This window comes from Acidovorax sp. Q11 (genome assembly GCF_054950075.1).
The window spans coordinates 26,527-46,762 of sequence record NZ_JBUDZG010000029.1 but is presented as its reverse complement, the minus strand read 5'-3'; the positions used below and the strand labels follow the sequence as shown (position 1 = coordinate 46,762).

The following is a 20,236-nucleotide window of genomic DNA, read 5'->3' as shown; positions in this document are numbered from 1 at the left end:
GGGCGGCCCTTGCTCGGCGTCCCCTGGTATGGGCAGCGCCAGTCGCGCATGCAGCGAGTTTCCGGGCCGTGCCGTCGAAGGCGCAGCCATGACCGAACTGCGCAGTAGCGAAGCCGACGCATCGCGTTTTCGCCTGCGGGCTGTGGTGGTGGGCCTGGTGGTGTTTGCTGCGTTCTGCCTGGTGGTGGCGCGGCTGATTTTTCTGCAGGTGGTGCGCCACGACGACCTCGCGGCCCAGGCCGAGAGCAACCGCACGGCGGTCGCGCCCATCGTGCCCAACCGGGGCCTGATCCTGGACCGCAATGGGGTGGTGCTGGCCACCAACTACTCTGCCTACACGCTGGAGATCACGCCCTCGCGCGCTGGGGTGCTCGACGAAACCATCGACGCGCTGTCCAAGGTGGTGGACATCCAGACGCGGGACCGCCGGCGCTTCAAGCGGCTCATGGACGAGTCGCGCAACTTTGAATCCCTGCCCATCCGCACCCGCCTCACCGACCAGGAGGTGGCGCGTTTCACCGCCCAGCGCTACCGTTTTCCGGGGGTGGACATCAAGGCGCGGCTGTTCCGCAACTACCCGCTGGGGGATGTGGGGGCGCACGCCATTGGCTACATCGGCCGCATCAACCAGACCGAGAAGGCGCGCATCCAGGACTCGGAGGACGAGGCCAACTACCGGGGCACGGAATACATCGGCAAGCTGGGTGTGGAGCAGAGCTTCGAGGCGGCGCTGCACGGCGTGACCGGCTTCGAGCAGATGGAGACATCGGCGGGCGGGCGGGCCGTGCGCAAGCTGTCCAGCCATGCGGCCACGCCGGGCGACAGCGTGATGCTGTCCATCGACATCAAGCTGCAAAAACTCATCGAAGAGCTGTATGGCAGCCGCCGGGGCGCGCTGGTGGCCATTGACCCGCGCAACGGCGAAATCCTGGCGTTGGTGAGCAAGCCCACCTTCGACCCCAATCTGTTCGTCGAGGGCATCGATGCCGAAAACTGGGCTGCGCTCAACGAGTCCATCGACAAGCCGCTGCTCAACCGTGCCTTGCGGGGCACCTACCCGCCGGGCTCCACCTACAAGCCCTTCATGGCGCTGGCGGCGCTGCAGCTGAACAAACGCTCGCCCAGCATGGTGGTCAACGACCCGGGTTTCTACACCTTTGGGGGCCACACCTTCCGCAGCCACGAGGGCGGGCTGGGCGGGGTGGACATGCACCGCGCCATCCAGCAGTCGAGCAACACCTACTTCTATTCGCTGGCGGTGGAGATGGGCGTGGACGCCATCCACGACTTCATGAAGCCGCTGGGTTTTGGCCAGTCCACAGGCATCGACCTGAACGGCGAAGTGCGTGGCACCCTGCCCAGCACCGAGTGGAAGCGCAACGCCTACAAGCGCCCCGAGATGAAGCGCTGGTTCCCGGGCGAAACCGTGTCGCTGGGCATTGGCCAGGGCTACAACAACTTCACCATGCTGCAGCTGGCGCTGGCCCAGGCCACGATGGCCAATGGAGGCACCCGCTACCGCCCGCACCTGGCCAAGGCGGTGAAGAACTCGGTCACGGGGGCCATCACCGAAATTGTCCAGCCGCCCGGCGAGAACCTGGGCTATTTGCCCAAGAACGTGGAGATCGTGCGCAATGCCATGGTGGCCGTGAACAAGGGCGGCACCGGCACCCGGGTGTTCGCCGGGGCGCCCTACACCGCAGGCGGCAAGACCGGCACGGCGCAGGCGGTGAGCCTGGGCCAGAACGTGAAGTACAACGCCAAGGCGCTGGAAGAACACCAGCGCGACCACTCGCTGTTTGCCGCTTTTGCACCGGCCGAGAACCCGACCATCGCCGTGGCAGCGATTGTTGAAAACGCCGGTTTTGGCGCAGCCCACGCAGCACCCATCGTGCGGCGCGTGTTCGACTATTGGTTGCAAGGCGACTACCCCAGTGAAGAAGACATCGCCGCCGTGCAAAAGGGCCAGGCCGCAGCCCCCATCGGCAAGCCGCGCCGCGCGGCGGAGGTGGCCCTGCCCCTGCCTTGATGGCCGGGGCCGCGTGCTGGTCTGCCCCCGCCCCCGCAGCCCACCCCCTGAACATCTTCTAACAGGCCGCGCGCCGCTTCTGGGGCAGAATCCGCCCGCCCCCGCTGGATGACCGGGAACCTGATTCCGGCGCCAACCCGGGGCCGCGCCCGATCGCCACGCACCGGAGACAAGCACCATGCAACGCCAACGCCGCCGGGCCCTTGGGGCCCTTCCTGTTCTGCTGCTCACGGCGTGTGGAGGCGGCGGCGGTGGCGACGATGCCCCGGCCAGCCCGGCTCCCGCGCCATCCCCCGCTCCGTCTCCGGCGCCAGCCCCATCGCCGTCGCCCCTGCCGCCACCACCGCCCGGCAGCGTGGCCTATGGCAACCTCTCGCGCGCGGGCCTCGGGGCCGGCGCGGCGCTCAACGGCGCCATCCCTTTCCCGGCCGACAACCCCTGGAACACCGACATCAGCGGCGCAGACGTGGACCCGGCCTCTGACCGCCTGATCGCCAGCATCGGTGCCGACAAGGGCCTGTACCGCGACTTCGGCTCCGGCCTGTGGGAGGGCGCGCCCATCGGCATCCCCTACCAGGTGGTCTCGGGCCAGCAGGCCCGCGTGGCCATCGAGTACCAGGCCTACGGGGACGAAAGCGACCCCGGCCCGTTTCCTATCCCGCTGGACGCACCTGTGGAGGGCGCGCCGGGGCAGAACGGCGACCGCCATGTGCTGGTGATCGACCGCGACAACCAGCGGCTGTATGAACTGGGGCGTGCCTTTGCACGCGGCGACCGCTGGGTGGCCGACGTAGGCGCCATGTTCCACCTCGACAACAACACCGTGCGGCCCACTGCCAGGCCCGGCTGGACCAGCGCCGACGCCGCCGGGCTGCCCATCTTTCCCGGGCTGGTGCGGTACGACGAGGCCTCTCAGGGCGCGGGCGGCATCCGCCATGCGCTGCGCTTCACGGCGGCGCGCACACGCCGCGCGTTTGTGCCACCGGCCACACACTATGCGTCGTCCAACACCGACCCCAACCTGCCGCCCATGGGCATGCGCGTGCGCCTGAAGGCGGCCTACGCCATCCCTGCCAGCTTCAGCCCCGAGGCCCAGGCCATCCTGGCGGCGCTCAAGACCTACGGCATGTTCCTGGCCGACAACGGCTCGGACTGGTTCCTCAGCGGCGCCCCCGATGCACGCTGGAACAACGACCGCCTGCGCGCCGAGCTGGCCTCGGTCAAGGGGCGCGACCTGGAGGTGGTGAAGATGGTGGGGCTGGTCACGCAGGTGTAGCGCCGCGACCCGCGCCGTACGGGGGCGTGTATCCGTACTGCGGTAGAATTATTGCTATCATTTAGATAGCTATAAGGGCATGCTGGTCGCGCGGTGAAGACCATTTTCCTTGAATTTTCTGCTCAGGCAGGCTGTGCCCGCGCCGACGGCGGGATCTGGCTGAACACCAGCGCCGCCACGATCAGCGCCGCGCCCGCCAGGCCCGCCCAGCCCAGCCGCTCGCCCAGCAGCGCCCAGGCCGTGAGTGCGGCAAACACCGGTTCCAGCCCGAACACGATGGCGCTGCGCATGGCGTCCACCCGCTGCTGGCCCCAGGCCTGCAGCGTGACCACCACCACACTGGCCAGCAGGCCCAGATACAGCAGCGCCACCCAGGCATCGGTGGGTAGGTGCGCGGTGGACTGCAGCCAGCCCATGCCCCCGTCGCGGCCCAGCAGCAGCAGGGTGGATGCCACCGCCATCACCATGGCCTGCGCCGCCGCCATGCGCGTGGCGCGCAGGGGGCGCGCGGCCGTGCGGCGCGCGCATTCCTCCAGTGCCAGGATGTACAGCGCATAGAACACGGTGCTGGCCAGCGTCAGCGTATCGCCCAGGTTCCAAGGCTCGTTCTCGTGGAACATCAGGGTCATGCCCCCCAGGGCCATTCCGCAGGCCGCCCACAGCCGCCAGCCGTAGCGGCGGCCCATGGCGGCCATGGCAATCAGCGGCACCACCAGCACGTTGAGGCCCGTCACAAACGCATTGCGGTTGCTGCTGGTGCGCGCCAACCCCTCGATCTGCAGCCAGAATGCCAGGAACAAGAGTGCTCCCAGGGCACAGCCCCACAGGCGCTCATGGCGCCACATGCCCCACCACAGCGGCGCCAGCACCGCCAGCGCAATCACAAACCGCAGCCAGATGATCTGCAGCGCATCAAGCTGGGTGGACAACAGCTTCATGGCCGGGAAGGTGGTGCCCCACACCACGGTCACGGCCAGCAGGGCCATCAGGCCAAAACGTTCGGGTTTCATGGGCTCTCACGCAAAAAAGAAAGGGCTGGTCGGTTTCCCGGCCAGCCGCTTCCACAGGTTCTTTCGCAGCGCTGTTCGCGTTGTCTGCTGCCTGCGCATTGGCGCAGCCTTGGCGAGGTAGCCGCGGAGCTGGCTCTGCCAGGCCGCTGGCTGCGTCCCCCTCCCGGAGCGCGCAGCGCGCAGAGAGAGGGGTGAGGGCGCGCAGCGCCTCAGGGGGTGTCAGTTAAAAAGATAACGGGCCTGCAGGTTCAGGCGCAGCATGTCGCCCTGCTGGCCGTCGAACGTGGTGCGGCGGCCACCAATCAGCTCGCCACCCAGTTCCACGTTCTTGATGGGCAGGTAGTACATGCCAGCGTGCCACTGGTAGAGCTTGTGGTTGCCTTCGGCGCCGTAGGCGTTCACGTAGGCGTCGCCCAGGTGGTTGCGCGAGCGCACCAGGCCCAGCGAGACCGTGCCACGCAGCTTTTCGCTGAACACGTTGGACAGGCCCAGCACCAGGCCGTGCGACTTGTCCAGGCGCACCGTGCCGCCGTCCAGCACCGGGTAGTTGGTGCCCACCAGGTAGGCGCCGTCGCCATCACCGTCCAGGCGCGTGTACTGCGCCATCAGCGTGGTGGTGCCGGTGATCTTGTAGCCCGCGCCCAGGCCAAAGCCGGTGCCGCGCTTGGACACGCCGGACACGCGTTGCTCGTGCGACATCAGGCGGGCGTTCACGTTGCCCCAGTCGTAGGCCTTGTCCATGCGGGCCACCAGGTTGGGGCTGCGTGCGCCGTCGGTGGGCTCTTCCACTGCGAACTGGAATTTGGCGAGGCTCGGGTTGTTGTAGGTGTAGCGGATCTGCGTGGGGCGGCGGAACGTGGCGCCGGGCGGGCCGTTGAAGTCCACCGTCTCAGGCAGGTTGTCCGTGTCCATGAAGGTGGACCAGGTCTGGCCGATCAGCCAGCCTGCGTATTCGCCGTAGGCATGGCGCAGGCGCAGGCGGTTGCGGTTGCACTCGGCGCCGCAGTAGGCATAGAAGTCGGCTTCGATCTTGGTATTGAAGGTGCCCACGGCGGTGGGCGTGGAGGTCTCGAAACCAAAACGCGAGGTCTGTGCGGTCAGGCTGGTCTTGCCGCTCTTGGAGCTGCCCAGGGGCTGCTCCATCAGGTTGGTGAAGGTGTCGCCAGGGGCCGTGCCCTTGAAGTCCTTGACCATGTTGGCTTCGGCAAAACCGTACACGCGGATCGAGGTCTCGCTGCCCGGCAGGCGGAAGCTGCCAGGGATGTCGCCTAGCACCACGGCGTCCTTCTGCTTGAGTTCCACCGCTTCGATGCGGTCGTTCCAGCCCGATGCCGAGGCGGCGGGCGCTGCGGCCGGTGCCTGGGCCTTGAGCGCGTTCAGCTCGGCGCGCAGGGCCTTGAGCTCATTGCGCATGTCTTCGAAATCCTTGGCGGTCTGGGCAAAGGCTGCGGGTGGCAGGCTGCACAGGCCGGCGGCCATCAGGGCGAGGAACGTGTGGTTCAGTTTCATGGTCACTCCGGTAGGGGTTGTTGGCGTTTTTGTGGATGTCACATGGACCTGGATCTCAGGTGCTCATGCGGCCAATGAAGGCGCGAATGCGGTCGTTGCCGGGGTTGTTGAAGAACTCGGCGGGCGGGGCGTCGTGCGCGATGCGGCCTTGGTCGAAGAACATCACGCGGTCGGACACCTCACGGGCAAAACCCATCTCGTGGGTCACCACGATCATGGTCATGCCGCCACGGGCCAGTTCGCGCATCACGTCCAGCACCTCCTGCACCATCTCGGGGTCCAGGGCCGAGGTGGGTTCGTCGAACAGCATCACCTTGGGTTGCATGGCCAGCGCGCGTGCAATGGCCACCCGCTGCTGCTGGCCGCCCGAGAGCTGCCAGGGGTACTTGTGCGCATGGTCCTGCATGCCCACGCGGGTGAGCAGGGCCATGGCCTGCGCGTTGGCCTGGGCGCGCGGCGTGCGGCGGATGCGGCGCGGCGCCAGTGTCACGTTGTCCAGCACGCTCATGTGGCCGAACAGGTTGAACTGCTGGAACACCATGCCGACTTCGCTGCGCTGCTTCTGCAGCAGGTGCTGGTCGTCGCCCACCGGCTCGCCGCCGATGGTGATGGTGCCGCTGTCGTGGGGCTCCAGCCGGTTGATGGCGCGCAGCAAGGTGCTCTTGCCCGAGCCCGAGGCGCCGATGATCACGGTCACTTCGCCGGTGTTGAAGGTGGTCGAGACGTCCTTGAGCACCTGGTGGGCGCCGAACGACTTGCAGACCCGGTCCACGACGATAAATGGAGTGGCTTGGCCCATCGTCATTTGTTGCGGCCTTCCACGTCGAAGCGGTATTCCACCGCGTTCGAGATCTGCGTGACCAGGGTGGTCAGCAGCAGGTACGTGATCGCCACGGTAGACAGCGTGGCAATGGGCTGGAAGGTGGCCGACTGGATGCGGTTGCCCACGTTGGTCAGCTCCACCACGCCAATCGCGTAGGCCAGCGACGAGTCTTTGAGCAGCGCCACAAAGTTGCTCACCAGCGGCGGCAGCGAGATCTTGAACGCCTGCGGAAACACCACGTCAAAAAAGACATGCATGCGGCCCAGGCCCAGGGCCTTGGCGGCCTCTGTCTGGCCGCGCGGCACGGCCAGCAGCCCGGCGCGGATGGCCTCGGCGTTGTAGGCGCCCACGTTCAGGCCCAGGGCCAGCACGGCGGCGGCAAAGTCGGGCAAGTTCAGCCCCGGCACCAGCACCGGCAGCGCGAAGTACACAAACAGGATCTGCACCAAGAGGGGCGTGCCCCGGATGACCCAGATGTAGAAGCTGGCTGCCCAGCGCACCACCGCCCAGCGTGCGGTGCGCGCCAGGGCCGCGCCGGTGCCCAGCACCAGGCCGACGCTGCCGCTGATCAGGGTGAGCCACAGCGTGGTGCGCGCGCCGTCAGAAAAAGCCTGGGCGTTGGAGCCAATGGGCTCGGGCAGGAAGGAGAGCAACTGGCCCAGCAGCGCCAGCGCCAGCACCATCAGGATGACGGCGGAGACGAGCGTGGCGTTGCTGCGCTGCTGGCGGGACCAGCGCTGTGGCCAAAAGGCAGTGAGCATGAAGAAATATCCCGGCCGTGCCGCTTACTGGCAGCGCACGTCTTCGTTGAAATATTTCTTGGACAGTGCGGCGTAGCTGCCATCGGCCATGACTTCGGCCAGGGCCTTGTTCCAGCCACCGGCCAGCGAGCTGTTGCCCTTGGCCACGGCGGCGGCGATGCGTTCGATGAACAGCATGTCGCCGAGCTTGAAGCCCGCGCCGGGGTTCTTCTCGGCCACGGCCTTGGCCACGAAGCGGTCGGTCACCCAGGCGTCCACGCGGCGCGAGTTCAGGGCACTGCGGGCATCCACGTCGGTGGGGAAGTTCTTCATTTCCTTGATGGACGAGACCTTCTGCACGTTTTCGAGGTAGCTGGTGCCGGTCTGCACGGCCACGATCTTGCCGGCCAGGTCCTTGGCGCCCTTGATGGCGGGGTCCATGGCGATGATCATGCCGCCCGAGCAGTAGTGGGGCTCGGTGAAGGTCACGGCCTTGGCGCGCTCTTCGGTGATGCCGTGCGAGGCGATCACCAGGTCCCAGCGGTCCTGGCGCAGGCCGGTCAGCAGGGCGTCGAAGCCCAGCGTCTTCCACTGGATGGTCAGGCCCATCTTCTTGGCCACGAGTTCGGCCACTTCCACTTCAAAGCCGGTCAGCGTGGTGCCGTTGAAGAAATTGAACGGGGCGAACTGCCCTTCGGTGGCGATGAGGATCTTGCCGTCCTTCTTCACCTCGTCCAGTGTCCGGGCCTGGGCGGCGAATGCGGCGCAAAGCGCGAGGGCGGTGGCGACAGCCTTGAACAATTTCATGGGATGGGTCCTGTACGGGGTATTTCAGGTACAAAAAATCCGGCATGCGGGTAAGCAGGCCGGAGGCTCGGGGAACGAGGGCGGGGTCATCGCCAATGGCGAAGCCTGCCGTCATCAAATGGACACGATTATAAAGATGTGAACTTTTTCCTTGACACTGCGGACAACCCCCAGCGGACGCTTGTGTGCCTATTCACAACAGGTTTAGACGGGGCTCCCGAACTTTCAGGAGCAGTTTTGTGTGCCCGGTGTCAGCGCAAGAAGGCGTCGTAGCCGGTCTTGAGGATCAGCGTGCTCACCACCAGGATGAAGATGCCGCGCACAAAGCCCGTGCCATGCTTGAGCGCCATGTGCGTGCCCAGCAGGCTGCCCACCACGTTGGCCACGGCCAGCGTCACGGCAAAGTGCCACCACACATGGCCCTTGGCCGCAAACAGCACGATGGCGGCGATGTTGGTGGCGCAGTTGAGCAGCTTGGCCGATGCCGAGGCGTTCAGGAAGTCATAGCCCAGCAGCCGCACGAACAGGAACACAAAGAAGCTGCCGGTGCCCGGGCCGAAGAAGCCGTCATAAAAACCGATGAGCACGCCGATCAGCCCGGCCACCAGCACCTCGGTGCGACCGGCAAAACGCGGCATGTGGTGCCGCCCCAGCTCTTTTTTGGCCAGGGTGTAGACCAGCACGGCCAGCAGCACCAGGGGCAGCAGCTTGCGCAGGAAGTCGGCCGAGATCACCGTGACGGCCCAGGCGCCTGCAAACGACCCGGCAAAACCGGCCGCCGCAGCGGGCAGCATGGCCTGCCAGCGGATCTGCACCCGGTGGCTGTACTGCCAGGTGGCCATGGCCGTGCCCCACACCGAAGCCGCCTTGTTGGTGCCCAGCAGCGTGGCCGGTGGCGCTCCCGGAAACGCTGCAAACAAGGCGGGCACCATCACCAGCCCCCCGCCGCCCACGATCGCATCCACAAAGCCTGCGAGCAGCGAGGCCAGGGTCATCAAAATCCATTCCATGGCGCTATTTTCGCACCTGGAGTGCTATCAATTCAGGACTGAACGGACGCGTTGGGCGCCTGGATCACTTTTCGAGCAGGCAAGAAAAAGGCGCTGGGATCGCCAGCGCCTGGAAAGTGTTGCACCTCGTTGGGTGCTTTGAATTTGGTTGTTGGTAGAAAGTGTCTCCTCGGGCCCCTCGCTTGGCACACCGAAGCGCGCTTTCGAGTGCCGCAACTGTAACGGCCGCACCCCGCTGGTGCATTGGGGGTTTCCCGCCCCCCTTTGTAGGGCGCCGGGCCGTGCGGTGGCCCTGAATCGGGCGGCATCGGTTGGCATGGCTCGTGCAATGCGCTGTAACAAATTGCGAAAGGGAGCCTTCATGCGGGGAGTCTTGCACCGGTTCGTGGCGGTTGTGGGGTTGTGTCTGGGGCTGTGTGCCAGTGTGCTGGCGCAGAGCCCGCCTGAGGCGGTGGCCGGTGGGGCGGCCCCGGCAGCGGTGGCGCTCACGCGGCCATCCCTGGTTGCGCAGGATGCCGTGAATGCGGCCCACACCGGCTGGATGATGACCTCCACTGCCCTGGTGCTGCTCATGACGCTGCCGGGCATTGCGCTGTTCTATGCGGGCATGGTGCGCAAGAAGAATGTGCTCAACACCATGGCCAGCGTGGTGGCGATTGCGGCGCTGGTCAGCCTGCTGTGGTTTGCGGCAGGGTACTCCCTCGCCTTCACGCCCGGCAATGCCTGGCTGGGTGGCTGGGAGCGCGCGGGCTTTGCGGGGCTGGACTTCGACCTGGCGGGCGGCCAGCTGGCCGTGAGCCATGTGGCGCCCCACATTCCCGAATCGGTGTACGCGATGTTCCAGCTCACCTTTGCCATCATCACCGCCGCACTGCTGGTGGGCGCGCTGGTGGAGCGCATGCGGTTTTCCGCCATGCTGGTCTTCATCGGCCTGTGGACCCTGGTGGTCTATGCCCCGGTGGCGCACTGGGTGTGGGAGCCGGGCGGCTGGCTGGCCCAGATGGGGGCGCTCGACTTTGCAGGCGGCTCGGTGGTGCATGTGAATGCGGGTGTGGCCGGGCTGGTGTGTGCCTGGTTCCTGGGCCGCCGCACGGGCTATGGCCGCCAGCCGTTTGAACCCTACAACCTGGGGCTCACCATGGCGGGCGCGGGCCTGTTGTGGGTGGGCTGGTTTGGCTTCAACGCGGGCTCGGCCGTGGCGGCCGATGGCCGCGCCGGGCTGGCCATGGCGGTGACGCACCTGGCCGCTGCTGCCGGTGCGCTGGCGTGGATGCTGGGCGAGTGGGTGGTGCGCGGGCGTCCGTCGTTGCTGGGGCTGTGTTCCGGCCTGGTCGCAGGCCTGGTGGCCATCACGCCGGCGGCAGGGTTTGTCACGCTGCGCTCGGCCGTGGTGATTGGCCTGGTGGCAGGCCTGGCCTGCTACTGGGGCGCCACGGGGCTCAAGCGGCTGCTGCGGGTGGACGACTCGCTCGATGTGTTCGGTGTGCATGGCATTGGCGGCATCGTGGGCTCGCTGCTCACGGGCGTGCTGGCCAGCCGCACGGTGGGCGGCGTGCCGGGCAGCCTGCTCACCCAGGCCATTGGTGTGGGGGCCGTGATGGCCTACAGCCTGGTGGCGACGGCCGTGCTGCTGTGGCTTGTCAACTTTGCAATGGGCCTGCGGGTGGACGAGCAGAGCGAGCAGACCGGGCTCGACATCGCCCAGCACCGCGAGCACTTAGGGGGTTGACCCACCGCGCCCTGGATGACTGAAATGCCGTAAGGAGCCGACCATGCCCGATTCCGACAAGCTTGCCATTGCCGCCCATCTGCACGTGCTGCTGCGCCGCAAGACGGGGCGCGTGACCGACACCGAGTGGATGGCGGCCAACGCCGAATACGCGCTGGAGATCGTGCGCTTTGCGCGCCTGCGTGCGCAGGAGGACAACGCGCCCGAGCTGGCCGAGTGGGCCGACCGGCTGGACCAGGCGGTGCACCAGGCGCCTACGCCCGCAGCGCGCAAGCCCTTGCTGGATGTGGCCACACAGGCGGTGCGCCAGCGCCTGGCACCACCACCGCCTCCACCGCCGCCCGAAGTGCCGCGCTACGTGGGGGGCATCCGCTGAGCGGGCCTGCGTGGCGGCACGGGCGTCAGGTCACGCCCGCCGCGCCGCGATGATCCACTCGGCCGCCTTCTCCGCCATCATCAGTGTGGGCGAGTTGGTGTTGCCGCTGGTGATGGTGGGCATGGCGCCCGCATCCACCACGCGCAGGCCGGCCACCACGCCGCCACGTCCGTCGCGCACGCGCATCTGCGCATCCAGCACGGCCATCGGGTCACCATCGCGCCCCATCTTGGTCGTGCCAACCGGGTGGAAGATGGTGGTGGCGATGTCGCCCGCCAGGCGCGCCAGGTCTTCGTCGCTTTCAAACTGCACGCCTGGCTTCCACTCCTCAGGCCGGTATTTAGCCAGCGCAGGCTGGGCCACGATGCGCCGCGTGACGCGCAGGCTGTCGGCCGCTACCTGGCGGTCCTCGGGCGTGCTGAGGTAGTTGGGGGCGATGGCGGGAGCGGTCTTGAAGTCGGCGCTCTTGATGTTCACCGTGCCCCGGCTCGTGGGGTTGAGGTTGCACACGCTGGCAGTGAACGCCGGAAAGCTGTGCAGCGGCTCGCCAAACGCATCGAGCGACAGCGGCTGCACGTGGTACTCGATGTTCGGATACGGCTGGTCGGCGCTGCTGCGGGTGAAAGCGCCCAGCTGCGAGGGCGCCATGCTCATGGGGCCGCTGCGCTTGAGCGCGTATTCGAGCCCGATCTTGGCCTTGCCCACCAGCGAGTTGGCCATGGTGTTGAGCGTCTGCACGCCCTGCACCTTGAACACGGCGCGGATCTGCAGATGGTCCTGCAGGTTGGCGCCCACACCAGGAAGGTCCACCGCCACGTCGATGCCGTGCTGGCGCAGCAGCGCGGCCGGGCCGATGCCCGACAGCTGCAGCAGCTGGGGCGAGTTGACCGCGCCCGCGCTCAGGATCACCTCGCCCGTGGCCTGTGCCGTCACCATCTCCTGGCCGTCCCACACCATCACACCCGTGCAGCGTTGGCTGCCATCGGGCTGGGTTTCGACCACGAGCTTGGCCGCTTGCGCGCTGGTCCACATCTCGAAGTTGGGGCGGCCATAGCAAGTGGGCCGCAAAAAGGCCTTGGCGGTGTTCCAGCGCCAGCCGCTTTTCTGGTTGACCTCGAAGTAGCCCACGCCTTCGTTGCTGCCGCCGTTGAAGTCGTCGGTGGCGGGGATGCCCGCCTGCTGCGCGGCGTGGGCAAAGGCGTCGAGCACGTCCCAGCGCAGGCGTTGTTTTTCCACCCGCCACTCGCCGGTGCTGCCGGTGGCCTTGTTGCCGTGCAGGCGTTTGAAATTCTCGTTCGCGCTGCCGGGCTGGTCCAGGCGCCAGTGGTCCTCGTGGCGGCGGAAGTAGGGCAGGGCGTTGTCCCAGCGCCAGCCCGCATCGCCGGTCAGCGCAGCCCACTGGTCGTAGTCGCGCGCCTGGCCGCGCATGTAGATCATGCCGTTGATGCTGCTGCAGCCGCCCAGCGTCTTGCCGCGCGGGTAGCGCAGTGTGCGGCCGTTCAGGCCCGCGTCGGGCTCGGTGTTGTAGAGCCAGTCGGTGCGCGGGTTGCCGATGCAGTACAGGTAGCCCACGGGGATGTGGATCCAGTGGTAGTCGTCCTTGCGACCCGCCTCGATCAGCAGCACGCGGTGGCGGCCGTCGGCGCTCAGGCGGTTGGCGAGCAGGGCACCGGCCGTGCCCCCGCCGATGATGATGGTGTCAAACGTGGTGTCGCTCATGGGTGAAGGGGCGGGCAATGTGGGGGTTGTAACGGTGGGCCATTGTGCGGATCGCTCAAGCCCTGTCGATAGGGTGTGTGCGAGTTGCTACATATTTGGTAGCTGTTGGGGTTTGCTGGTAGCGCGCTGGGCCTTGTTTTGATAATAATTACATGCCATCGGGGCTGGCCTGTGCTTGGCGCCCGCTTGTCCGGTGGGGCGGGCAGGTTGGGGTCCGCTACCATGCACCCTCTTCCTTTCTGCTTCTTGACTGTCACCTACCTCTGGCTGCTTGTGCAGCCCGGCCCATGACCGACCACGCCCCCCGCATTGTTCGCACCGAGACGCCCCAGGGGCCGTGTGCGCAGCTGCGTGGGCGCTGGGGCGCGGCCGAGCTGGGCTCCGAGTCGCAGTGGGAGGCCGTGTCCGAGCAGTTGCGAGGCTGCCCTGCCGAGCCTGCCCTGGGCTGGGACTTGCGGGAGCTGCAGTGGCTGGACCATGTGGGTGCCCAGCTGCTGTGGAACCACTGGCAACACGCCTGGCCCGCACAGCTGGCTTGCACCGAGGGCCAGCGCACCATGCTGTCGCGCGTGGCCGCGTTCACCACCGTGGCCCCCCCGCCCGAGCCCTGGCGCCTGGGCGACCAGATCGACCACCTGGGCGTGCTGGTGCTGCATGGCGTGGACCACGCCCGCCACCTGCTGGAGATGGTGGGCCAGTTGGTGCTGGACCTGGTGCGCCTGGCACGCGCCCCGCGCAAGGGGCCCTGGCGCGATGTGTCCGGCCACCTGTACCGCATGGGGGCCACGGCCCTGCCCATCACGGCGCTGGTGGGTTTCTTGATCGGCGTGGTGCTGGCCTACCTGATGAGCCTGCAGCTGCGGCAGTTTGGTGCCGAGTCCTTCATCGTCAACATCCTGGGCATCTCGCTGATCCGCGAGCTGGGGCCCATGCTCGCGGCCATCCTGGTGGCGGGGCGTTCAGGTTCGGCCATCACTGCGCAGATCGGCGTGATGCGCGTGACCGAAGAGCTGGATGCCATGCGCGTGATGGGCATCCCGCACGGCTTTCGGCTGGTGATGCCACGCACGCTGGCGCTGGCGCTGGCCATGCCGCTCATCAGCGTGTGGACCACGCTGGCCGCGCTGGCGGGCGGCATGCTGGCGGCCGACATTGCCATGGACATCTCGCCGTCGTATTTTGTGCAGGCGCTGCCCGCCGCCGTGAAGGTGGGCAACCTCGGGCTGGCCATGGCCAAATCGGTGGTGTTTGGTGCATGCATCGCGCTCATCGGCTGCCACTGGGGCCTGCGCGTCAAGCCCAACACCCAGAGCCTGGGCGAGGGCACGACGGCCTCGGTGGTGTCGTCCATCACCATGGTGATCATCGTGGACGCGTTGTTCGCCGTGGCCTTCAAGAACATAGGCATATGAAGACGAAGTGGCATCCCCCTGAGGCGCTTCGCGCCTTCCCCCTTCTCTCGAATCACTGCGTGATTCGGGAAGTGGGACGCCGCCAGCGCGGCGGGGCGGCCCTTGCGCGGCGGCCACTGGTCTGGGGCGTGCCAGTTTCGACCGGTGGTGGCCATGTCTGAGCGCATCTCCAAGCCCGAGCACATCGCTACCACCCCGGGCGAGCCGCCCATTGTGGACGTGCGCGGCCTGTGGTCGCAGTTTGGCAAGGGCAGCGAAACCTTCACCGTGCACCAGGACCTGAACTTCAGCGTGCAGCGCGGCGAGATGCTGTCGCTGGTGGGGGGCTCGGGCACGGGCAAGACGGTGCTGCTGCGGCAGATCCTGGGACTGGCCCGGCCCACGCGCGGCAGCGTTACGGTGCTGGGCCGCCCCGCTGCTGAAATGGGGCGCGAGGGCGCGGCCAGCCGCGTGGGCATGCTGTTCCAGCACGGGGCGCTGTTCTCGGCCTTCAACGTGCTCGACAACGTGGCCTTTGCGCTGCGCGAGCAAGGCACCTTGCCCGACGACCTGGTTCGCGATGCTGCCCTGGTCAAGCTGCAGATGGTGGGCCTCAAGCCCGAGCACGCCACGCGCATGCCGGCCGATCTGTCGGGTGGCATGGTCAAGCGTGTGTCGCTGGCGCGCGCGCTGATCATGGACCCACCACTTTTGCTGCTGGACGAGCCCACAGCGGGGCTGGACCCGAGCAGCTCCGACGATTTCTGCGCCCTGCTGCGCGAGTTGCGCGCTGCGCTGGGACTCACCGTGGTCATGGTCACGCACGACCTCGACACCCTGTTTGCGCTCAGCACCCGCGTGGCCGTGCTGGCCGATAAAAAGGTCATCGTCACCGGCCCGCCCCACGAGGTGGCGCATTTCCCGCACCCGTTCATCGAACATTTTTTCCTGGGCGAACGTGGCCAGCGTGCCATGGCCCCGGTGCAATCCGTGGAGCCCGCCGCCGCGCCCACGCCCGCAAAGGAACCCCGCTGATGGAAAACAAATCCCACGCCCTCGCCGCCGGCATTTTTGTGCTGGTGGTGGCCGCCATGCTGGCGGGTCTGGCCATCTGGCTCACCCGCGACAACGCCAACTACGAGCAGTACGAACTCTCCACCCGCGACGGGGTGAGCGGCCTGCAGCCCCAGGCCGCTGTGCGCTACAAGGGCGTGGCCGTGGGCAAGGTCACGCGCATCGGCTTTGACCCGCAGGTCACTGGCAACGTGCTGATCCGCATCGCCGTCAACGAACAGGCGCCCATCAGTCCCACCACCTTTGCCGTGCTGGGCTACCAGGGCGTCACGGGGCTGGCCCATGTGCTGCTCGACGACGCCGAAAAACCTTACCCCGAGCTGCCCCCGGGCCCCAGCGGCCTGCCGCGCCTGCCGCTCAAGCCCTCGCCCTTTGGCAAGCTGGCCGAGCAGGCCCCCGCCATCCTCACCCAGGTGGAAGAAGCCACGCGCCGCATCAACCAGCTGCTGGGGGATGGCAACCAGCAAAAGCTCACCGAGGCGCTGTCCAACATCGGCCAGGCCGCCGGCAGCGTCAACACCCTGACGCAGCGGCTGGACGCCACCGTGACCCAGCGCCTGGACCCGGCCCTGGCCGCGCTGCCTCCCCTGGCCAGCGATGCGCGGCAGACCTTGCAGTCGCTTCAGCAGGCGGGCGCTGGCGTGTCGGCCCTGGCGGTGGACTTGGGCAAGACCACCCAGCGCCTCAACGCCGAAGGCGGTGCCATCGACCAGATCACCCTCGGCACGCAGTCGCTCGCCCGTGCGGCCGACCAGTTCAGCAACACCACGCTGCCCCGCGTGAACCGCGCCGCCGACGACACCTCGCGCGCCGCGCGCCAACTGGGGCGTGCGGCTGGCGGTATCACCGACAACCCGCAGCTGTTCATCTATGGCTCGGGCCGTGTCCCGCCCGGCCCGGGCGAGGCTGGATTCGCGCCTTGAGATGAAGCACCCCCTGAGTCGCCTTCGGCGCCTTCCCCCTCTCTCGCTGCGCGGGAGGGGGACGCACCCGGTGGCCTGGCGAAGCCAGCTCCACGGGTGCACTGGGATGTGCCGCGCCCGTTGCACGCGATGGCGGCGAGGCAGACGTGGTATGGATCACCGAGGAATGGATGGGTACTATGAAAAATATAGCTAAAAAATCATATGTAGCAGGCGCAAGCGGCATTTGCTGCTTGATTCTGGCAGGCTGCTCGGCCTTGCCCGCCCCACCCGCGCGTCCGGCGCTGTATGACTTTGGCCCGGGCGCCGTGGCCCCGGCGCCCACCGACCGCCGCGCGCCCCTGCCGCCGCTGGCCCTGGCCGACGTGGAGGCCACCGGCCTGCCCGAGGGCAGCAACGCCATGCTCTACCGCCTGGCCTATGCCGACGGCCAGCAGCTGCGCCCCTACAGCCAGGCCCGCTGGAGCCAGCCGCCCGCCCAGCTGGTGCAGCAGCGCCTGCGGGAACAGCTGGGCCAGCGCCGCGCCATCCTGAAAGCCGACGACGGCGCCGCCCAGGCCCGCGACCCGGCCCAGGGCGGCAAGCTGCCGCTGGTGCTGCGCGTGGAGCTGGAGGAATTCAGCCACCTGTTCACCAGCCCCACCGACAGCAGCGGCGTGGTACGCCTGCGCGCCACCGTGGTCGAACTGACCCCCGCAGGCGAATCCCTGCGCGGCCAGCGCGTGTTCATCGCCCAGCAGCCCGCACGCTCGGCCGACGCGGCGGGTGGGGTGGCGGCATTGGCCGACGCCTCGGGTCGCGTGGCAGGGGAGTTGGCAGCGTGGGTGGAGCAGGTGGGGCGGTAGGAGTCGGTTCGGTACTCAGCCGGGCGGCTTTGCCGAAGAGGGCGCGGGAGGCTGGTGCGACCCGCCCTCGATCCCCGTCACCACCCGCGCATAGCGCGCAAAGCTCCAGTACGCCCAGGCCCAGTCCAGCAGCACCACCAGGCGGTTGCGAAAGCCGATGAGGAAATACACGTGCGCAAACAGCCAGAACAGCCAGGCAAAGTAGCCTGAAAACCGCACCGGCCCGGCGGGTGAGGTGAGGTCCACCACGGCGGAATTGCGGCCGATGGTGGCCAGGTTGCCGTAGTCGCGGTAACGAAACGGCTTTGTGGGCTGCCCGGCCAGTCGGCGCAGGATGTTGGCGGCCGTGGCGCGGCCCATCTGCTTGGCGCCGGGCGACACGCCGGGCACGGGGGTGGGCTCGCGGCCGGGCGTGTGGCTCTTGGCGGCAGCCAGGTCGCCAATCACGCTGATCTCAGGGTGGCCGGGCAGGCCCAGGTCGGGCGCAACCACCACGCGGCCTGCGCGGTCGGTGGGGGCCCCGGTGGCTTCGGCCAGGTGGCGGCCCAGAGGGGATGCGGCCACGCCCGCCGCCCAGACAATGCATTTGCTACTTATTTGATAGCTATTGGGGTTTGATGGTTGCGCGGGAGAGGCCGATTCGACCCTCAAACCCTGCGCGTCGATGGCCGTGACGCGGGCGTTGAGGCGCACGTCCACGCCCAGTTTTTCGAGCTGCTCTTTGGCGCGCTGGCTCAAGCGTTCGGGCATGGCCTGCAGCACGCGGGCGCCGCCTTCGAGCAGGATGATCCGGGCAGCGGCCGGGTCGATGTGGCGGAACTCGCCGGGCAGCGTGTGGCGCGCGATCTCGGCCAGCGTGCCCGCCATCTCCACGCCCGTGGGGCCAGCGCCCACCACCACAAAGTTGAGCCAGTCGGCGCGGCGTGCCGGGTCGGGCTCTTTCTCGGCGGCTTCGAAGGCCAGCAGCACGCGGCGGCGGATCTCGAAGGCGTCGTCCAGGGTCTTGAGGCCGGGCGCATAGGCCGCCCAGTCGTCGCGGCCGAAGTAGCTGTGGGTGGCGCCTGCGGCGACGATGAGGTGGTCGTAGGGCAGGTGGGTTCCGTCTGTCAGGTGCACGGCGCGCCGGGCCACATCGATGCGCGTGACCTCGCCCAGCAAGGTGGTGACATTGCGCTGCTGGCGAAACAGGTGGCGGATGGGCGCCGCAATCGCCGGGGCCGACAGCCCGGCCGTGGCCACCTGGTAGAGCAGGGGCTGGAAGAGGTGGTGGTTGGTCTTGTCCACCAGGGTCACGTCCACCGCCGCGCCCTGCAGCGCCCGGGCCGCTTCGAGGCCGCCAAAGCCGCAGCCGATGATGACGATGCGGGGGCGTTGCGGGGTGTGTCCAGAGGGGGCGGGGGAAGTGTGCATGCCCCCATTATTGGGGCTGCCGCGCCCGCCCCGCTGCGAGGCGGGGATTGGGGGGGCGGCGGGGAGGCAGGGCACGCTGCCGCGTGCCCTGCGGTCAGGCCATGAAGCCGAGGTTGGTGGGGTAGTCGGCCCCGCCAAAGTGGCTCAGGTTGGGCAGCACGCTCGCCAGTTCGCTGTTGCTCACGCCAAACCAGTTGGCCAGCGTGGCGGCGTACTGGTCCACCGATGTGCTGGGCAGCAGGCGGCCCTGGCCCACATGCCATTGGTCGTTGGCGTCGGCGGTGTTGGCAATACTGACCGGTGGTGCCTTGCCGTAGAAGGCCTTGCCCTTGACCGCGCCGCCCACCATGAGGTGGTGGCCACCCCAGCCGTGGTCCGAGCCGTCGCCGTTGGAGCTGAGCGTGCGGCCAAAGTCCGAGGCGGTGAAGGCGGTGACCTTGTCGGCCACGCCCAGTTCGACGGTGGCGTTGTAGAACGCAGTCATTGCCTCGCTCACCCGCTGCATGAGTACGGGTTGCTGCGCAATCAGGTTGTCGTGCAGGTCGAAGCCGCCCAGCGACACGAAGAACACCTGGCGCTTGCTGCCCAGTGCCGAGCGCGCCCCGATGAGGCGCGCAACCATCCTCAACTGGCTGGCCAGCGCGTTGCCGCTGGGGAAGGGGGTGGACAGCGTGATGGCGGACAGGCCGCTGGTGATTTGGCTTTCGGCAGTGACAGCGCGGGTGGTGACCCGGGTGTACTCGTTCTCCAGCGTCTGCGTGCTGCCCTGCTGGATGAGCGAGGTGAGGGCGGTGCGTACGGCCGAGGAGCCATACACGTTGTTCTTCACGCCATTGATGGCCACGGTACCGTTGGAGGTGACCTGGTACTGCAGGGCCGAGTCGCCCGACAGGAACACCGCATTGCCCGTGACCGAGATGCAGGTGAACAGCGAGTTGCCGTTGGATGACAGCGCCAAGTCGCCGATGTTGCCGCCCCAGCCTACGGTGGAGCCTTCGGGCGACGAAGACTGCCAGACCGATTGCTGGTCGTTGTGCGAAAACAGCTTGGGAGGGATGGGGTAGTTGGCGCGGTCAGCGCTGCTGAACTGCGTGCGGGTGAGGGGCACGACCAGCGGGCCCACGTTGAGCTGCACCGCAGCCTTGCCGCTGTTGAACAGGCCGGTGAGCCCCGTCATGGCCGGGTGCAGCGCGTACTGGCGGCCGCCGGGCAGGGCCGTGGTGGGCGCGAGCAGCGTGGGGGTCAGGTCGGCCTTGGCCAGCGCAATGCCCCCTGCCGCCTGGCCCACGCCGCCACCCCGGATGGTGTTGTAGCGGTTGTAGCTGTCGTCGTCGTAGGTGACCACGGTGTTGGCGTAGTCGTTGCCGCCATACAGAAAGACGCAGACCAGGGCCTTGTAGTCGGTGGCGGTAAATGCGGCGGCCTCGCCCATGGCGGCCAGGTTCAGGGCAAAGGGCAGGGCGGTGCCCGCCAGGCCTAGTTGGGTGGAGCGGCGCAGGAAGGCGCGGCGCGTATGGAGTTCGGGTTGAAGCAGGTGCATGGCTGGGCTTCTTGGGTTCTGTCGG

17 protein-coding genes are annotated in these 20,236 nt (G+C 67.8%); 8 read left to right on the top strand and 9 right to left on the bottom strand.

Annotation, left to right across the window (positions count from 1 at the left end):
• The first annotated feature begins 88 nt into the window (after nt 1-88).
• Both mrdA and ACYZGB_RS18690 read left to right on the top strand, forming a co-directional pair.
• On the top strand, nt 89-2,029 hold the full coding sequence (gene mrdA / locus ACYZGB_RS18695) for a penicillin-binding protein 2 (RefSeq protein ID WP_462390372.1): 1,941 nt from the start codon (nt 89-91) through the stop codon (nt 2,027-2,029).
• 178 nt (nt 2,030-2,207) lie between these two features.
• On the top strand, nt 2,208-3,305 hold the full coding sequence (locus tag ACYZGB_RS18690) for a hypothetical protein (protein WP_462390371.1): 1,098 nt from the start codon (nt 2,208-2,210) through the stop codon (nt 3,303-3,305).
• 122 nt (nt 3,306-3,427) lie between these two features.
• On the opposite strand, the gene ACYZGB_RS18685 is transcribed toward ACYZGB_RS18690, so the two are convergent.
• From ACYZGB_RS18685 to ACYZGB_RS18660, 6 genes are all read right to left on the bottom strand, one after another.
• The gene (locus tag ACYZGB_RS18685) at nt 3,428-4,315 is read right to left on the bottom strand and encodes a DMT family transporter (protein WP_462390370.1); all 888 of its coding nucleotides are present in this window, start codon (nt 4,313-4,315) and stop codon (nt 3,428-3,430) included.
• Between the two features lie 219 nt (nt 4,316-4,534).
• On the bottom strand, nt 4,535-5,824 hold the full coding sequence (locus ACYZGB_RS18680; RefSeq protein ID WP_462390369.1) for a DcaP family trimeric outer membrane transporter: 1,290 nt from the start codon (nt 5,822-5,824) through the stop codon (nt 4,535-4,537).
• A gap of 55 nt (nt 5,825-5,879) precedes the next feature.
• Nucleotides 5,880-6,623, bottom strand: coding sequence for an amino acid ABC transporter ATP-binding protein (locus ACYZGB_RS18675; protein ID WP_462390382.1), 744 nt, complete (start codon nt 6,621-6,623; stop codon nt 5,880-5,882).
• Nucleotides 6,624-6,625: 2 nt separating this feature from the next.
• Nucleotides 6,626-7,408, bottom strand: a complete 783-nt coding sequence (locus ACYZGB_RS18670; protein WP_063460968.1) for an amino acid ABC transporter permease — start codon at nt 7,406-7,408, stop codon at nt 6,626-6,628.
• 24 nt (nt 7,409-7,432) lie between these two features.
• On the bottom strand, nt 7,433-8,194 hold the full coding sequence (locus ACYZGB_RS18665) for an ABC transporter substrate-binding protein (RefSeq protein ID WP_462390368.1): 762 nt from the start codon (nt 8,192-8,194) through the stop codon (nt 7,433-7,435).
• A 251-nt stretch (nt 8,195-8,445) separates the two neighbouring features.
• Nucleotides 8,446-9,204 (bottom strand): sulfite exporter TauE/SafE family protein, encoded by a 759-nt coding sequence (locus tag ACYZGB_RS18660; RefSeq protein ID WP_462390367.1) that lies wholly within the window; start codon nt 9,202-9,204, stop codon nt 8,446-8,448.
• A 361-nt stretch (nt 9,205-9,565) separates the two neighbouring features.
• On the opposite strand from ACYZGB_RS18660, the gene ACYZGB_RS18655 reads away from it, so the two are divergent.
• Both ACYZGB_RS18655 and ACYZGB_RS18650 read left to right on the top strand, forming a co-directional pair.
• Nucleotides 9,566-10,933, top strand: a complete 1,368-nt coding sequence (locus ACYZGB_RS18655; protein WP_462390366.1) for an ammonium transporter — start codon at nt 9,566-9,568, stop codon at nt 10,931-10,933.
• 43 nt (nt 10,934-10,976) lie between these two features.
• Nucleotides 10,977-11,309, top strand: coding sequence for a hypothetical protein (locus ACYZGB_RS18650; protein WP_063460965.1), 333 nt, complete (start codon nt 10,977-10,979; stop codon nt 11,307-11,309).
• Between the two features lie 30 nt (nt 11,310-11,339).
• Here ACYZGB_RS18650 and ACYZGB_RS18645 read toward each other — a convergent pair whose 3' ends face one another.
• Nucleotides 11,340-13,028, bottom strand: coding sequence for a GMC family oxidoreductase (locus ACYZGB_RS18645; protein WP_462390365.1), 1,689 nt, complete (start codon nt 13,026-13,028; stop codon nt 11,340-11,342).
• 287 nt (nt 13,029-13,315) lie between these two features.
• Between ACYZGB_RS18645 and ACYZGB_RS18640 the strand changes: the two genes are divergently transcribed.
• The 4 genes from ACYZGB_RS18640 to ACYZGB_RS18625 all read left to right on the top strand — a co-directional run bounded on the left by ACYZGB_RS18640 (nt 13,316) and on the right by ACYZGB_RS18625 (nt 17,261).
• Complete coding sequence (locus tag ACYZGB_RS18640; RefSeq protein WP_462390364.1) at nt 13,316-14,440, top strand: MlaE family ABC transporter permease; 1,125 nt, start codon at nt 13,316-13,318, stop codon at nt 14,438-14,440.
• Nucleotides 14,441-14,593: 153 nt separating this feature from the next.
• On the top strand, nt 14,594-15,454 hold the full coding sequence (locus ACYZGB_RS18635) for an ABC transporter ATP-binding protein (protein WP_462390363.1): 861 nt from the start codon (nt 14,594-14,596) through the stop codon (nt 15,452-15,454).
• Nucleotides 15,454-16,416, top strand: coding sequence for an MlaD family protein (locus ACYZGB_RS18630; RefSeq protein ID WP_462390362.1), 963 nt, complete (start codon nt 15,454-15,456; stop codon nt 16,414-16,416). The genes ACYZGB_RS18635 and ACYZGB_RS18630 overlap by 1 nt, the downstream gene beginning before the upstream one ends.
• A 170-nt stretch (nt 16,417-16,586) precedes the next feature.
• Nucleotides 16,587-17,261, top strand: a complete 675-nt coding sequence (locus ACYZGB_RS18625; RefSeq protein WP_462390361.1) for an ABC-type transport auxiliary lipoprotein family protein — start codon at nt 16,587-16,589, stop codon at nt 17,259-17,261.
• 15 nt (nt 17,262-17,276) lie between these two features.
• Here ACYZGB_RS18625 and ACYZGB_RS18620 read toward each other — a convergent pair whose 3' ends face one another.
• Nucleotides 17,277-18,671, bottom strand: coding sequence for an NAD(P)/FAD-dependent oxidoreductase (locus ACYZGB_RS18620; protein WP_462390360.1), 1,395 nt, complete (start codon nt 18,669-18,671; stop codon nt 17,277-17,279).
• A 94-nt stretch (nt 18,672-18,765) separates the two neighbouring features.
• Complete coding sequence (locus ACYZGB_RS18615; protein ID WP_462390359.1) at nt 18,766-20,211, bottom strand: DUF1501 domain-containing protein; 1,446 nt, start codon at nt 20,209-20,211, stop codon at nt 18,766-18,768.
• Nucleotides 20,212-20,236: the final 25 nt, after the last annotated feature.

What these genes read in the sequence shown, in the direction of transcription:
- ACYZGB_RS18615 (WP_462390359.1), bottom strand. Translation starts at nt 20,211, where the DNA reads ATGCACCTGCTTCAACCCGAACTCCATACGCGCCGCGCCTTCCTGCGC.
- ACYZGB_RS18650 (WP_063460965.1), top strand. Translation starts at nt 10,977, where the DNA reads ATGCCCGATTCCGACAAGCTTGCCATTGCCGCCCATCTGCACGTGCTG.
- ACYZGB_RS18635 (WP_462390363.1), top strand. Translation starts at nt 14,594, where the DNA reads ATGTCTGAGCGCATCTCCAAGCCCGAGCACATCGCTACCACCCCGGGC.
- ACYZGB_RS18645 (WP_462390365.1), bottom strand. Translation starts at nt 13,028, where the DNA reads ATGAGCGACACCACGTTTGACACCATCATCATCGGCGGGGGCACGGCC.
- ACYZGB_RS18670 (WP_063460968.1), bottom strand. Translation starts at nt 7,408, where the DNA reads ATGCTCACTGCCTTTTGGCCACAGCGCTGGTCCCGCCAGCAGCGCAGC.
- ACYZGB_RS18675 (WP_462390382.1), bottom strand. Translation starts at nt 6,623, where the DNA reads ATGGGCCAAGCCACTCCATTTATCGTCGTGGACCGGGTCTGCAAGTCG.
- ACYZGB_RS18655 (WP_462390366.1), top strand. Translation starts at nt 9,566, where the DNA reads ATGCGGGGAGTCTTGCACCGGTTCGTGGCGGTTGTGGGGTTGTGTCTG.
- ACYZGB_RS18690 (WP_462390371.1), top strand. Translation starts at nt 2,208, where the DNA reads ATGCAACGCCAACGCCGCCGGGCCCTTGGGGCCCTTCCTGTTCTGCTG.
- ACYZGB_RS18625 (WP_462390361.1), top strand. Translation starts at nt 16,587, where the DNA reads ATGGGTACTATGAAAAATATAGCTAAAAAATCATATGTAGCAGGCGCA.
- ACYZGB_RS18620 (WP_462390360.1), bottom strand. Translation starts at nt 18,671, where the DNA reads ATGCACACTTCCCCCGCCCCCTCTGGACACACCCCGCAACGCCCCCGC.
- ACYZGB_RS18665 (WP_462390368.1), bottom strand. Translation starts at nt 8,194, where the DNA reads ATGAAATTGTTCAAGGCTGTCGCCACCGCCCTCGCGCTTTGCGCCGCA.
- ACYZGB_RS18685 (WP_462390370.1), bottom strand. Translation starts at nt 4,315, where the DNA reads ATGAAACCCGAACGTTTTGGCCTGATGGCCCTGCTGGCCGTGACCGTG.
- ACYZGB_RS18630 (WP_462390362.1), top strand. Translation starts at nt 15,454, where the DNA reads ATGGAAAACAAATCCCACGCCCTCGCCGCCGGCATTTTTGTGCTGGTG.
- ACYZGB_RS18680 (WP_462390369.1), bottom strand. Translation starts at nt 5,824, where the DNA reads ATGAAACTGAACCACACGTTCCTCGCCCTGATGGCCGCCGGCCTGTGC.
- ACYZGB_RS18660 (WP_462390367.1), bottom strand. Translation starts at nt 9,204, where the DNA reads ATGGAATGGATTTTGATGACCCTGGCCTCGCTGCTCGCAGGCTTTGTG.
- mrdA (WP_462390372.1), top strand. Translation starts at nt 89, where the DNA reads ATGACCGAACTGCGCAGTAGCGAAGCCGACGCATCGCGTTTTCGCCTG.
- ACYZGB_RS18640 (WP_462390364.1), top strand. Translation starts at nt 13,316, where the DNA reads ATGACCGACCACGCCCCCCGCATTGTTCGCACCGAGACGCCCCAGGGG.